The organism is Paenibacillus sp. 2RAB27, from assembly GCF_052115445.1.
Taxonomy (GTDB): domain Bacteria; phylum Bacillota; class Bacilli; order Paenibacillales; family NBRC-103111; genus Paenibacillus_E.
Window position 1 is genome coordinate 52,966 of sequence record NZ_JBFRGR010000019.1, and the last position, 13,678, is coordinate 66,643.

At 41.9% G+C, this 13,678-nt stretch carries 13 protein-coding genes; all 13 read right to left on the reverse strand.

Features of this window, described 5'->3' with window-relative positions; all coding sequences use genetic code 11:
* Nucleotides 1–2: 2 nt before the first annotated feature.
* The 13 genes from fliF to AB4114_RS23015 all read right to left on the reverse strand — a co-directional run bounded on the left by fliF (nt 3) and on the right by AB4114_RS23015 (nt 13,487).
* Entirely contained in the window at nt 3–1,574 is a 1,572-nt protein-coding gene (gene fliF / locus AB4114_RS22955; protein WP_441990529.1) for a flagellar basal-body MS-ring/collar protein FliF, read from the reverse strand.
* 41 nt (nt 1,575–1,615) lie between these two features.
* Nucleotides 1,616–1,924: a flagellar hook-basal body complex protein FliE gene (fliE, locus tag AB4114_RS22960; protein WP_441990530.1), complete on the reverse strand. Its 309-nt coding sequence runs from the start codon at nt 1,922–1,924 to the stop codon at nt 1,616–1,618.
* An 11-nt stretch (nt 1,925–1,935) separates the two neighbouring features.
* Nucleotides 1,936–2,385 carry a flagellar basal body rod protein FlgC gene (gene flgC, locus AB4114_RS22965; RefSeq protein WP_441990531.1) on the reverse strand — a complete coding sequence of 150 codons (450 nt, stop codon included), beginning with the start codon at nt 2,383–2,385 and terminating at the stop codon, nt 1,936–1,938.
* Between the two features lie 6 nt (nt 2,386–2,391).
* Nucleotides 2,392–2,799 carry a flagellar basal body rod protein FlgB gene (gene flgB / locus AB4114_RS22970; RefSeq protein ID WP_056624910.1) on the reverse strand — a complete coding sequence of 136 codons (408 nt, stop codon included), beginning with the start codon at nt 2,797–2,799 and terminating at the stop codon, nt 2,392–2,394.
* Between the two features lie 225 nt (nt 2,800–3,024).
* Nucleotides 3,025–3,810 carry a GTP-sensing pleiotropic transcriptional regulator CodY gene (gene codY / locus AB4114_RS22975; protein WP_056624907.1) on the reverse strand — a complete coding sequence of 262 codons (786 nt, stop codon included), beginning with the start codon at nt 3,808–3,810 and terminating at the stop codon, nt 3,025–3,027.
* Between the two features lie 36 nt (nt 3,811–3,846).
* Nucleotides 3,847–5,244: an ATP-dependent protease ATPase subunit HslU gene (hslU, locus tag AB4114_RS22980; RefSeq protein ID WP_441990532.1), complete on the reverse strand. Its 1,398-nt coding sequence runs from the start codon at nt 5,242–5,244 to the stop codon at nt 3,847–3,849.
* 87 nt (nt 5,245–5,331) lie between these two features.
* Nucleotides 5,332–5,886, reverse strand: a complete 555-nt coding sequence (gene hslV / locus AB4114_RS22985) for an ATP-dependent protease subunit HslV (RefSeq protein WP_441990533.1) — start codon at nt 5,884–5,886, stop codon at nt 5,332–5,334.
* Between the two features lie 194 nt (nt 5,887–6,080).
* Nucleotides 6,081–7,397: an FADH(2)-oxidizing methylenetetrahydrofolate--tRNA-(uracil(54)-C(5))-methyltransferase TrmFO gene (gene trmFO / locus AB4114_RS22990; RefSeq protein ID WP_441990534.1), complete on the reverse strand. Its 1,317-nt coding sequence runs from the start codon at nt 7,395–7,397 to the stop codon at nt 6,081–6,083.
* Nucleotides 7,398–7,409: 12 nt separating this feature from the next.
* A complete protein-coding gene (topA, locus tag AB4114_RS22995) occupies nt 7,410–9,518 on the reverse strand; it encodes a type I DNA topoisomerase (protein WP_441990535.1) in 2,109 nt (702 codons plus the stop codon).
* Between the two features lie 70 nt (nt 9,519–9,588).
* Nucleotides 9,589–10,680 carry a DNA-processing protein DprA gene (gene dprA, locus AB4114_RS23000; RefSeq protein WP_441990536.1) on the reverse strand — a complete coding sequence of 364 codons (1,092 nt, stop codon included), beginning with the start codon at nt 10,678–10,680 and terminating at the stop codon, nt 9,589–9,591.
* A 115-nt stretch (nt 10,681–10,795) separates the two neighbouring features.
* Nucleotides 10,796–11,728 carry a succinate--CoA ligase subunit alpha gene (gene sucD / locus AB4114_RS23005; protein ID WP_057315715.1) on the reverse strand — a complete coding sequence of 311 codons (933 nt, stop codon included), beginning with the start codon at nt 11,726–11,728 and terminating at the stop codon, nt 10,796–10,798.
* A 49-nt stretch (nt 11,729–11,777) separates the two neighbouring features.
* The gene (gene sucC / locus AB4114_RS23010) at nt 11,778–12,938 is read right to left on the reverse strand and encodes an ADP-forming succinate--CoA ligase subunit beta (RefSeq protein ID WP_056624886.1); all 1,161 of its coding nucleotides are present in this window, start codon (nt 12,936–12,938) and stop codon (nt 11,778–11,780) included.
* A 291-nt stretch (nt 12,939–13,229) separates the two neighbouring features.
* Nucleotides 13,230–13,487 (reverse strand): hypothetical protein, encoded by a 258-nt coding sequence (locus AB4114_RS23015; RefSeq protein ID WP_056624884.1) that lies wholly within the window; start codon nt 13,485–13,487, stop codon nt 13,230–13,232.
* Between the last annotated feature and the right edge of the window lie 191 nt (nt 13,488–13,678).

A 13,678-nucleotide genomic window follows, 5' to 3' on the forward strand; every position in this document is an offset into this window, starting at 1 on the left:
CTCTATTCGTCTACTAACCAAGTACGCAGCAAGTTAACAAATTCTTCCGGCCGCTTTCTTGCAAGCGTTTCGAGCTGCTTACGCACTTGATTGTCATTCGTTACATTTTCAATATCAATCGTTGGAAGCTCTGCCTTTTGAGAAGCAACATCCATCTCCTGATCAATCAGAAGTTGTTGTGCTGCTTTCTTGCGTTTTCTAATTGCAAACCCAATAAATGCTCCAATAGCTAGTGCCGCTAACGCTAATGCACCATAAGTCAAGTAAGTAGATGTCTTCGTTGCGCTTGCATCGGAAGATCTTACAAATGAATGAGCAAAAACTGTAACTTTTTTCTGCAATTCATCGTCTGTATAAGTAGTCTTATTATCAGCTAGTGCTGTTCTCACGATATTCACTAGCGCATTCTGAATGGCTGTTTTCGTTTCAGCAGTTAAAGAGTTCGGATCATCTCTTACTGGAGGCTCGATGCCAACATTAATACTTACATCCTTCACTACATACGGTGTAGAGATAATGTCATTTGTAATACGATCCACTTCATAATTAACTGTCTTACTGTTTTTCTCTGATGTTGAGTTCCCATTGTTTGCTGTCCCTGGATAACCAGGTACATCCGTTGCGCCGGTACCAGGAACACCGCCTGTTTCCGTGCCTTTATTTTGATAAGACTCATTTGCTTCTTGGAGGGAGATTTCAATTCCTTTTTGATCAACTTGGTTCGGTGCCCTTACGAGTTGTTCTTTGGTTTTCTTCTGATCAAAATTCATCGTTGTAAATACACTGACACTCACTTTATCACGTCCAAACATCGTACCCAACATCGAGTTGATGTTCTTCTGTAAATCATTTCGGAACTGAGTATTAATATCTGTATCTCTCGGTGTGCTATTAGCTTCGCCACTGAACTTATACGAGAGTAAATTTTGATCCGAAATGGAAATATTCTCAATCGGTAGATTCTTAATACTATGAGATACTAAATTGTAAATCGTATCTACTTTAGGTTGATCTAAGGAATAACCCTGTTTAATTTGTAAAACAACTGATGCTGTTGCTTTCTCCGCCTGCTGCTGTAGGAATGGACCTTCCTCTGGCAGAGAAATGTTTACTTTAGAGCTTGAAATAGCTTGATTCGCATTAATAAGTTGTTGAAGTTCTCCTTGAATCGCGCTCAAGTATTTCACTTTGAATTCATTATCCGTGATACCGAATGAGCTGCTTCCGCTAAAAACTTCAAAGCCCAAGGAACCGTTCTTATTCAATCCTTGAGACTCTACTGCAAGTTTGACATTAGCTACTTCACTTGTTGGCACTTCTATGCTTTTTCCATCGGCACTCAGATGATAAGGTATTTTGGCAGTATCTAGATATGATTTGATATTGGCTGCATCACTGGGCTGCAATTCTGTATATGCCAACGAATAATCTGTTTTCGACAAATTAACACTTATAATGGCAGCTGTTAGAATTAATAAGAACACAGTAGCTATAAAAATAATTTTCGTCGTTCGATTATAACGATTCCAGTATTGCTTCACCTTTTCCCAGTACTGGAGCAGGTTCTCGTTCACTCTGTCACCTCATTGACCCAAATTTAGCAGCATCTCTATAGTTACAGCTGCATTCTCATGATTTCTTGGTACGCCTCGATCACTTTATTTCTGACCTGAACAGTTAGTTCGAGTCCTAATGAAGCTTTCTCCGAGGCAATTGTCAATTGATGTACATCTGAAAGTTCCCCTTTAATGAAGCTTTCGTTCAACTGATCGACTTGTTTTTGCTGAGCACTCAAATTGGTCATCGCCTCGTTCAGAAATGAACCAAATTTCTTACCTAAATCATCTGCCCCCTCACCTGCATTATCCTTTGGAGTAATAGAACTCATTATATTTATCGGACTGTAACTAATTTTGTCAATCATGGCGCAACCTCCTATCTACCAATTTCCAATGCTTTGGTTATCATCGCTTTACTTGCATTTAATGCTGTCACATTGGCTTCATATGATCTCGTTGCTGAAATCATATCCACCATTTCTTTGGTAATATCAACGTTTGGCATATAGACGAATCCATTGGTATCTGCATCAGGATGTGAAGGATTATACACTTGTTTTAATGGTGATGTATCTTCAAATATCTTATTCACTCGAACTCCCTCACCAGTTCCATCGGCCATCGCTGATTTCAGTGACTGGGCGAAACTTGGCTGAGATTTCGTCTCGAATGAAACTAACTTTCTCGTGTAAGGCATCCATTTTCCATCAACAAACCTTGCTCTTGTCGTATCCGCATTGGCAATATTGGACGAAACAACATCCATACGCAGGCGTTGCGCAGTTAAAGCTGATGCACTAATATCAAATCCGTTTGTAAGTCTCATCGTTTATTACCTGCCCCCAATGACCGTACGAAGTTTTTTGAAATCGCTATTCATCTGTTGAATCATCGTATTGTATTTAAGTTGATTTTTGGCCATCAATGACATTTCGTAATCCATGTCCACATTGTTTAAGTTGTTGTTTATTGCTGTCGAATTATCTGATTTAATTTCAGTGTTTGGCAATGTCGTCGTTTTCCCAATTACAAAATGCCTTGGATCTGTACGAAAGCCATCTATTGAAGGTGTATTCGCATTCATTTGTCCTTGTAAGAGCTCTTCAAATGCAACATCGGAACGTTTAAAGTTAGGAGTATCTACATTGGCAATGTTATTCGCCGCCACTTTTTGCCTTAGCGTCGATGCATCCAGCGAACGCTCCATCATATTCCAACTAGGCTTGTCTAATAAAGACATAAACGATTCCCCTTCACTCTAAATAATATTCAGTTACTATTTCAACATCGGGAGAATTGATTCCTTCTTGTTTCGACATAATTCTCGATTTCCGATACAAAATAGTTCTATATGTAGAATTTTGTAAACCTTTGACTTATACTCTTTATCATCTAAGATATTACGTTAAGTTACAATAAGAAAAAAGCCCTATCTTTTTATCAGATAGGACTTCAACATCTATTTTTATAATTTTGACTTCATCTGTTCAATACTCTGCATCAGTTGTTCATTTAGAATACGGATATAAGTGCCTTTCATACCTAGTGATCGCGTTTCAATCACGCCAGCACTTTCCAGTTTACGCAGGGCATTTACAATAACAGAACGAGTTATACCCACACGATCTGCAATTTTACTCGCCACCAACAATCCTTCTTTGCCGTCCAGCTCCTCGAATATATGTTCAACAGCTTCCATTTCACTGAAAGACAATGAGCCAATTGCAACTTGAACAACTGCTTTGCTGCGAGCTTCCTCTTCAATCTCTTCCGCGCGCTCACGCAATATTTCCATTGCGATTACTGTCGAACCATATTCTGCTAAAACTAGATCATCATCAATAAAGTGACCTTCGCTTCGACTTAGAATCAAAGTGCCCAAACGGTCGCCACCACCAATAATTGGCACTAAAGTTGTATGCGTCGCTGGAAACATATCCTTCATCTGGTCTGTATAATAAAAATACGGACTGTCTGGCTCCGATGTAGATGAAGTCTCTTCGATTTTTAGCAATAAATTGTTAGATTCAATCGGGAATCTGCGTTCGATTAGAATCGTTTGATTCATTTCAGGAGACACTGGATCATTCGTAACCGCGTAGCCTAAAATTTTTCCTTTACGGCTAACCACATAAATATTTGCGATGACGACATCTCGCAGTACTTCTGCCATATCCATAAAGCTAACCGCATTACCCGCTTCTTTTTGGAGCAAACGATTCAGCCTTCTTGTTTTATTTAATAAACTCATGTAACTGCCTCCTACTAACTGCAACCTGCTTATTTCTTATAAGATATACTGACTTAAATCTCTATTTTGCACAATACTACTTAGTTTCTCGCGTACATAAGCTGGATTAATCACAAGTGACTCTAATGTGATTTCCGGTGCTTCAAAAGATAAATCTTCCAGCAATTTTTCTAAAATTGTATGTAAACGACGAGCTCCAATATTTTCTGTTTGTTGATTTACTTCAACCGCAATCCGAGCAATTTCATGAATAGCTTCCTCCGCAAACTCAACCGTTATACCTTCCGTTTGCAACAAAGCTGTATATTGTTTAGTCAAAGCATTCTTAGGCTCCGTTAAAATCGAAACGAAGTCTTCTAATGTCAAATCGCTTAGCTCGACTCGGATTGGGAATCTACCCTGAAGTTCCGGAATGAGATCAGATGGCTTGGCAATATGAAAAGCTCCTGCCCCAATAAATAACACATAATCTGTTTTAACAGAACCGTATTTAGTTACAACTGTGGAACCCTCCACAATAGGTAAGATATCTCTTTGAACACCCTCACGCGAAATATCAGGACCACTTCCACCGCGGCTGCTGCTTGCTATTTTATCAATCTCATCTATAAAAATAATACCACTTTGCTCTGCACGGTTGATTGATTCCTGGATCACATCGTCCATATCAATTAATTTCTGTGCTTCTTCTTGTGTTAGAACTTTTCTAGCTTCTTTCACAAGCAATTTCCTCTTTTTCATCTTTTTGGGCAGCAAACTCCCGAACATTTCTTGCATATTCATCCCTGCTTGTTCATTGCCTTGACCACCAAGCATATCAAGCATGGAAGGTGTAGCGTCTTCCACTTCAATTTCTACATGATCGTTTTCTAATTTACCATTGGATAATTGTTCGGCGACTTGAGCTCTTTTAGATGCCAGATTAGAATCAGGCGGCGTCTCTTCTTGCTCATCTTTATTTTGCCCGCCAAACAACATCTCAAGCGGGTTACGCTGTGTTTTAGCACGGGTAGGACTCGGAGCAAGTAAAGTAACTAGGCGCTCATTAGCGAGCTTCTCTGCACGATCCTTGACCTTTTCCATACGTTCGGCTTTAACCATACGTACTGATGTCTCAACCAAGTCACGTACCATCGATTCTACATCACGACCTACGTAGCCCACTTCTGTGAATTTCGTCGCTTCAACTTTAATAAAAGGTGCGCCAACCAGCTTCGCAAGTCTTCGTGCAATTTCTGTTTTCCCAACACCAGTAGGCCCAATCATGAGGATGTTTTTCGGTACAATTTCATCTCTCATGCTTTCGTCAACCAGGTTTCTCCGATAACGGTTTCGCAGTGCGATCGCAACGGATTTCTTTGCTTTTTTCTGCCCCACAATGTACCGGTCCAGTTCTTGGACAATTTGCTTAGGGGTAAGAGAGCTGTTTGCCATATATGATACCCTCCTTAAATGTAGGCTAAAGTTAATTGATCAATTGAGAGCGTGTGCTAATTACTCTAAAGAAACATACGTTCTAGTCTATTCAATCTCTTCAACAATAATATTATGGTTGGTAAACACACAAATTTCAGCTGCAGTCGTCAACGCCGCGTGGGCAATTTCCTTCGCACTAAGCTGAGGTGCATGTCGGTGCAGCGCTCTACCTGCCGATAGTGCAAAGCTCCCGCCAGAACCAATAGCCAACATGCCATCATCTGGTTCAATGACTTCTCCATTACCGGACAGCAGCAAAAGTCCCGAAGCATCCATAACAATCATCATGGCTTCCAGTCTCCGCAACACACGATCTTGACGCCAATCCTTCGTTAGCTCAACTGCAGCACGTTGAAGATTACCATGGTGTTCTTCCAGCTTGCCTTCAAACTTCTCGAAGAGCGTTATCGCATCAGCAACGGAACCGGCGAAACCAGCAATGACTTTTCCTCTATGTAAACGCCGCACTTTTTTGGCCGTACTCTTCATGATCATACTATTGCCAAATGTCACTTGCCCATCGCCGGCTATAGCTCCCTTACCTTCATGACGAATTGCAAATATCGTTGTCGCATGAAACGTGGCTTGATTGGGTTCCATTTCAATTCACCCCTCTATAAGATTCAATTCCGTTAAGAGATCTCCCATGCCTATGGGTCGCAAAAATGAGAGAAACCTCTAGCGAGGTCTAAAGGTTGAGTAGACCGCATCTAGAGGTAAATGTATGATCAAACAAATGAAAAATGCAATAAAACATTAATTTATAGTAACACAGTGGATCATCTCATGACAACTTATCCAACAATTGTTTTCTCAAAATTCTGAATACTCTCTAATGCGCGGTTAGCCAGCTTTTCGTATTTCTCTTTTTTGTTTCGAATACGTTCTGGCAGAGCAGGTAGTAAACCGAAATTTGCATTCATCGGTTGGAAATGTTTAAAGTCTGCAGTAGTAATATACTGTGCCATGCTCCCTAGTGTCGTTTCAGCTGGCAAGACTACACAGTCTTGTCCTTTCGCCATTCGACCTGCATTTAGTCCAGCTATCAAGCCAGAAGCAGCCGATTCCACATACCCCTCAACACCAGTCATTTGACCTGCGAAGAATAAATTCTCACGACGCTTGTATTGATAGGTAGGCTCTAACAGCTTAGGTGAGTTAATGAACGTATTACGATGCATAACGCCATAACGGACGAACTCAGCTTGTTCTAGTCCTGGGATAAGCTGCAAGACACGTTTCTGCTCTCCCCATTTCAAATGCGTTTGGAAACCTACCAAGTTGTATAGGGTACCTGCTGCATTATCTTGACGAAGCTGCACAACTGCGTGTGGCATTTTACCCGTATGCGGATTGATTAAACCAACAGGCTTCATAGGTCCGAATAACACAGTTTGTTTACCGCGTTTCGCCATTACTTCTAGTGGCATACAGCCTTCAAAATAGATTTCTTTCTCGAATTCCTTTAATTCTGCGACTTCAGCTGTAATAAGAGCCTCGTAGAACACATTGAACTCTTCTTCCGTCATCGGACAGTTCAAGTATGCTGCTTCCCCTTTATCATAACGAGAAGCCAAATACACCTTATTCATATCGATTGAATCCTTCTCAACAATAGGTGCTGCAGCATCATAAAAGTATAAATACTCCTCACCCATTAATGCTTTGAGTTCTGCAGCTAGATCTGGGGATGTGAGTGGCCCCGTTGCAACTACCGTGATTCCCTCAGGGAGTGTTTGAAGTTCTTCATTACGAACCTCAATCAGTGGGTGATTACGCAATGTGTTGGTTACTGCTTGGGAGAACCCATCACGGTCAACCGCCAAAGCGCCTCCAGCTGGCACCGCATGCTCGTCAGCACAAGCAAGAATGAGAGAGTCCATTCGTCTCATTTCTTCTTTTAGAACACCTACTGCATTCGTTAGACCATTGGAGCGTAGAGAGTTGCTGCATACAAGTTCAGCGAACTGATCCGTTATATGAGCAGGAGTTTTCCTTACATTACGCATTTCATATAAAGTAACAGGTACACCTTGACGGGCAATTTGCCATGCGGCTTCACTACCTGCCAATCCTGCGCCGATGACTGTTACTCTTTGATTTTCTGGCAAAATCAGACACCTCTAATCTTTCATATCATCTGTGTGATCGGATTCGTCAACAGCTTCTTCCTTATGATCACATTGTGTACATTGAATCATAATCCCGTTCTTGCTTCGCTTCTCAATCATCATAGAGCTGCATGCTGGACATGGCCGATTAACTGGTTTATCCCAGGAAACGAAATCACAGGTTGGATACTGATCACAGCCGTAGAATACGCGCCCCTTCTTGCTTCTGCGCTCAACTATTTTACCAGCGTGACAAGTTGGGCAAGTAACGCCGATATCTTTAATGATCGGCTTCGTATTCCGGCAGTCAGGGAAACCTGAACATGCAAGGAATTTACCGAATCTTCCCATTTTGTAGACAAGATGCTTTCCACATTTCTCGCATATTTCATCCGAAACTTCATCTTGAATCTCAATTTCTTTCATTTCTTCTTCTGCAAACTCTAAACGCTTTTCAAAGGAAGTATAGAAAGTATCCAGTACTCTGACCCAATCCTCTTTCCCTTCCTCGACAAAGTCCAACTCTTCTTCCATATGAGCAGTGAACTCAATGTCTAGAATTTCCGGGAAAAACTCTTGCATTAATTGGATCACGAGCTCGCCTAGCTCCGTCGGTACGAATTTCTTCTCTTCGATCGCTACGTAGCCACGTTTCTGAATCGTTTCTAGTGTAGGTGCGTAAGTACTCGGTCGCCCAATCCCCATTTCCTCAAGAGCACGAACTAAACGCGCTTCTGTATACCTTGGAGGTGGTTGCGTAAAGTGCTGCTTCGGTTCTACACTTTGTTTCGGCAATGAATCGCCTTTGGACAGAGGAGGCAGCAATTTATCTTCTTCTGTCGTTCCGTCATCATTGCTTTCTACGTATACTTTCATGAACCCAGCGAATTTCATTTTGGATCCGTTCGCTCTAAATACGGTCTCTCCTGCGTTTAAATCAATCGTCATCGTATCCAAGATCGCAGACGCCATTTGGCTTGCAACAAACCGATCCCACACGAGCTTGTACAATCGGTACTGATCTTTACTCAAGAACGCTTTCATCTGATCAGGTTCACGAAGTACGGAAGTTGGTCGAATCCCTTCATGCGCATCTTGTGCATTTGCATTTTTCTTCAAATACTGACGAGGCGTCTCAGGGTAAAAAGTTGGACCATATTTCGTCATAATAAAGTCTTTGGCTTCTTCTTGGGCAATAGGAGAAATCCTTGTAGAATCCGTACGCATATAGGTAATTAAACCGACGGTACCTTCTTTTCCTAAATCGATACCTTCATATAATTGCTGCGCGACAGACATCGTTTTGGAAGCACGGAAATTCAATTTACGCGCTGCTTCTTGTTGCATAGAGCTTGTAATGAAAGGCGGAGAAGGGTTACGTTGACGTTCTTTCTCTTTCACTTCTTTCACAATAAACGCTTCATTACCCATAGCAGCAAGAATCAAATCGACATCTTCTTGTGAGTGCAGTTCTTTCTTCTCACCATTATGACTATGATACTTAGCTTCAAATACAGTTTTGCCTGCATCAAGAACTGCTGTAATCGACCAGTACTCTTCTGGCTCAAATGCTTTGATTTCATTTTCACGGTCTTGAATTAACTTAACCGCTACCGATTGCACACGGCCAGCTGACAGTCCTTTCTTCACTTTTTTCCAAAGCAAAGGACTGATTTTGTAACCAACAAGTCGATCCAAAATCCGACGTGCTTGCTGAGCATTCACCAAATCTTGATTAATCTTGCGAGGCGTTTTAAACGCATCCTTGACAGCTTCTTTCGTAATCTCATTAAACACAACACGACAAAGTTCATCTGGACCCACGTCGAGATAATGGGCTAAATGCCAAGCAATCGCTTCACCTTCGCGATCCGGATCCGCCGCTAGATATATTTTTTTCACTTTTTTGCTTGCGTCTTTGAGTTCTTTAAGGATAGAACCCTTTCCACGAATCGTTATGTATTTAGGCTCAAAGTTACGATCGACTTCTACGCCAATTTGGCTTTTCGGAAGGTCGCGAATATGACCCATCGATGCTTTTACGATGAACTTACTGCCTAGATATTTGCCGATGGTTTTGGCTTTTGCTGGTGACTCTACAATGACTAACGAATCTGCCATGGTTCGTCCTTCCTCCCCTCTTGGTTTCAAGGTAAGTTTACTTGGCGAGAAGCAAAACTTCGTGATTAGCCTATGCTCGAATGTATGTTGAACCCGGAAGCTGTTTAATCGCCTTTTTCAATACCAAAGATAACAGAACTCCATGCAAATGTCCAAACGTAAATTGCGTCTCTTCTAATAGAGTGTCTATTGAGACCGGATCATCTGACAGTTTTCGGACAATTTCGACCTCATCTTCAGTGAAAATAAAAGTCGTTTTTTGCTGTAGAGCAACATTTATTTCATCTATATTTACAATGTGTTTATACTCTTCGACAATTTCTTCCACACAGGTGACTAATTTCGCACCATCCTTCAAAAGCTTGTGAACACCGCTGCTTTGTCGTGAGTTAATTGGACCCGGAACCGCGAAAACATCACGTGAAGCATCCAATGCACATTCAACTGTGATCAATGATCCACTATCTTCTGCTGCCTCTACAACCGTAACACCCAAAGATAATCCAGCGATAATTCGATTCCTCTGCGGAAACATGCCTGGCCTCATCCCCGTACCTATTGGGTATTCCGAAATAATCACACCTTCCTGCTCAATGTTGCGGAATAACAGAGCATTCTCTCGTGGATAGATCGCATTGATCGCACAACCAAGCACAGCCACCGTCTTCGCTTTTCCTTGCAGCGCTCCAATATGCGCCTTACTATCTATTCCTCTTGCTAACCCGCTTACAATCCCAAATCCTGCTCTCGAAAGTGAAGCTGCCCACTCCTCAGCAATTTTCTTCCCATATAGCGTTGGTGTTCGGGTACCCACAATACCAAGCAGGCGACCATGTAAGATTGAAGGATCACCTTTCACATATAAGACCCATGGTGGCTGAGCAATTTCTTGCAGGATTGACGGATAATCCTCATCGAATCGTGTCATGATCCGTATGGCTTGACTTTTATATTGGTGTATCTTTTGTTCAACAAATGCAGGGGTTAATCGTGTCGCAATGGTTTCTGCTATTGTCCTCCGGATTCCACTCGAGGCGATCTCACTTGCTGTCAGCCCGATTAAAACACTTAATTCAGGGAAACGGCTTAAGAGTTGGTAAATCGTTTTCCACCCTATCCCCTCAAGCTCGTGCAAGCCAATTAAACAGTTGCGATTATCCATTAGTATATACACTCCTTCCGTGAATGACAAATCTATGCATCTTGCTGAAAATAAAAAAACCTCCCAATTCCCAATTAAGGGAAATGGAAGGTTGCTTACCTTCGTGAAACGAAGCTTATTTTTTTGTGATAACTTTATCAAGCATACCTTTTTCTTCAAGTACGCTAACAAGTGTTGAACCCATTTCGGATGGTGTAGCCGCTACGCGAATACCACATCTTTCCATAGTTGCAACTTTCTCTGCTGCCGTACCTTTACCACCGGAAATGATGGCACCAGCGTGGCCCATACGTTTTCCTGGAGGTGCTGTTTTACCGCCGATGAAGCCAACGACAGGTTTCGTCATGTTTGCCGCAACCCACTCCGCTGCTTCTTCTTCAGCCGTTCCGCCGATTTCACCGATCATGATTACAGCGTACGTATCTGGATCTTCGTTAAAACGTTTAAGGATGTCGATGAACTCGGATCCTTTAACAGGGTCTCCACCGATACCAACTGCGGAAGATTGTCCAATTCCGCGAGTAGTCAACTGGTGAACTGCCTCATAAGTCAATGTTCCAGAACGAGAAACAACACCTACGTGTCCTGGTGTATGAATGTATCCTGGCATGATACCGATCTTGCACTCACCTGGTGTAATAACACCTGGGCAGTTCGGTCCGATAAGAACAGTATTCTTGCCTTCTAGGTAACGCTTAACACGTACCATGTCAAGAACAGGAATACCTTCCGTGATACAGATAACCAATTCAAGCTCAGCTTCAATCGCTTCGATGATGGATTCTGCAGCAAATGCAGGAGGTACATAGATAACAGATGCTGTTGCACCTGTTACTTTTTTCGCTTCAACAACAGTGTTGAAAACTGGCAACTTAACAAGCTCACCATTTTCCAACGTGATATCTACTGTAGTGCCGCCTTTACCAGGAGTTACGCCACCCACCATTTGCGTGCCGTAGTCCAGACCGCCTTTGGTATGAAACAAACCCGTAGCGCCGGTAATCCCTTGAGTAATGACTTTTGTATGTTTATTGACCAAAATACTCATGATCGATTGTTCACATCCCTTATCTATTTTTCAAACCGTTCAGGTTTGATTATTTGACTAGTGCAACGATTTTTTGTGCGCCATCCGCCATGGAATCAGCAGCAACAATGTTCAAGCCGGATTCGTTAAGTAGCTTTTTACCAAGCTCCACGTTAGTTCCTTCAAGACGAACTACGAGTGGACGCGAAAGTCCTAGCTCTCTTGCAGCAGCTACAACACCTTCAGCGATAACGTCACAACGCATGATACCACCGAAAATGTTAACGAAAATCCCTTTAACTTGCTCATCAGAAAGGATGATTTTGAAAGCTTCAGTAACTTTCTCTTTCGTAGCACCGCCCCCTACGTCTAGGAAGTTAGCAGGGTCTCCGCCGTAGTGCTTGATAATGTCCATAGTGGCCATAGCAAGTCCTGCACCGTTAACCATACAACCGATGTTACCATCAAGCGCGATGTAGCTCAGGTCATATTTGGAAGCTTGGATTTCTTTCGCATCTTCTTCTTCAAGGTCACGAAGTTCAACGATGTCTTTGTGACGGAAAAGAGCGTTAGAATCAAAGTTTAATTTCGCATCAAGTGCCATAACGTCGCCAGAACCAGTTACAACCAAAGGGTTGATTTCAGCAATGGAAGCGTCTTTCTCAACGAATGCTTTGTAAAGAGCAAGCATGAACTTAACTGCTTTGTTTACAAGCTCATTCGGGATGTTGATTGCATAAGCAAGTCTACGTGCTTGGAAAGATTGAAGACCGATTGCTGGGTCAACCACTTCTTTGAAAATTTTCTCAGGAGAGTGCTCAGCTACTTCTTCAATTTCCGTACCGCCTTCTTCGGAAGCCATCAAAACGACACTGCCCGTTGCACGGTCAACAACAACACCTACGTAATATTCTTTCTTAATGTCACAGCCCTCTTCGATCAAAAGGCGTTTAACTTCTTTTCCTTCTGGACCTGTTTGGTGAGTGACAAGCACTTTACCTAGAATTTCGCTAGCATATGTACGAACTTCATCGAGGCTTTTGGCTACCTTAACGCCGCCTGCTTTACCGCGACCGCCGGCATGAATTTGTGCCTTAACAACGACAACGGATGTTCCAAGTTCTTTTGCTGCTTCAACTGCCTCATCAACAGTAAATGCAACCTTTCCGTTAGGAACGCTGACTCCGTACTGTCTCAGGACTTCTTTGCCTTGATACTCATGGATATTCATTTCCTAAATCCTCCTATCAGTATGGACTTTCTATACGTGCTATACAGGGAAAAGTGTAATTTCCAATTGACGTTGTGCACGAGAAACTATCTTGCTACCGGAATTAGTATCACACTTCTTCGCAAGCCCTAACCATTGTATCACATTATTTTCGACAGTTTCTTTATTTTTTTCGTGAATCCATTCAAATTTATCTTTCACACTGAAAAAATTTAACTATCACGCCACAAATAATGACAAATAAAAAACGTATTTCTCATCTTCTGAAAAATACGTCATGTTTCAACTTGATTAATAGAACGATGTTGGTGTTGTATTTACCCGTGGTTCACGCTCTGCTTGCTTAATAAAACGCATTTCATTTGCTGAAAAGTTGCAGATTAAGCACTGAATCGTTGGCTCAGGCTCAGGAATGACGCCAGGATCATGGAATTCGGTAATATTCCCGGAAAGTGCATCCTTTAGAAAAGACTGCGAATAACTCGTGATTACATTAAATTTAATGCGATTTGAACGGCAATTGGGACAAAAATATGGTTTCTCCTGCATATCATCACCTCATCTTCCAGTATGTGCATGTCGCACATTTTTAAAACGTGAAAGTGACTCGACAATATTTGCGTAATTTTACCAATTGCGATTATAATAAAAGAAATTAATCGGATCAATGAGGAAGCACCTTTTATCCAATTCGAAACTCAGTTCTTGTGACTGTGAATTCCGTGGAGAAGAAGGTGTTT

Coding starts and splice junctions, on each gene's coding strand:
- codY (WP_056624907.1), bottom strand. CDS start 3,810: ATGAGTTTATTAAATAAAACAAGAAGGCTGAATCGTTTGCTCCAAAAA.
- hslV (WP_441990533.1), bottom strand. CDS start 5,886: ATGGAACCCAATCAAGCCACGTTTCATGCGACAACGATATTTGCAATT.
- sucD (WP_057315715.1), bottom strand. CDS start 11,728: ATGAGTATTTTGGTCAATAAACATACAAAAGTCATTACTCAAGGGATT.
- fliE (WP_441990530.1), bottom strand. CDS start 1,924: ATGATTGACAAAATTAGTTACAGTCCGATAAATATAATGAGTTCTATT.
- AB4114_RS23015 (WP_056624884.1), bottom strand. CDS start 13,487: ATGCAGGAGAAACCATATTTTTGTCCCAATTGCCGTTCAAATCGCATT.
- topA (WP_441990535.1), bottom strand. CDS start 9,518: ATGGCAGATTCGTTAGTCATTGTAGAGTCACCAGCAAAAGCCAAAACC.
- dprA (WP_441990536.1), bottom strand. CDS start 10,680: ATGGATAATCGCAACTGTTTAATTGGCTTGCACGAGCTTGAGGGGATA.
- sucC (WP_056624886.1), bottom strand. CDS start 12,938: ATGAATATCCATGAGTATCAAGGCAAAGAAGTCCTGAGACAGTACGGA.
- flgB (WP_056624910.1), bottom strand. CDS start 2,799: ATGTCTTTATTAGACAAGCCTAGTTGGAATATGATGGAGCGTTCGCTG.
- flgC (WP_441990531.1), bottom strand. CDS start 2,385: ATGAGACTTACAAACGGATTTGATATTAGTGCATCAGCTTTAACTGCG.
- hslU (WP_441990532.1), bottom strand. CDS start 5,244: ATGGCAAACAGCTCTCTTACCCCTAAGCAAATTGTCCAAGAACTGGAC.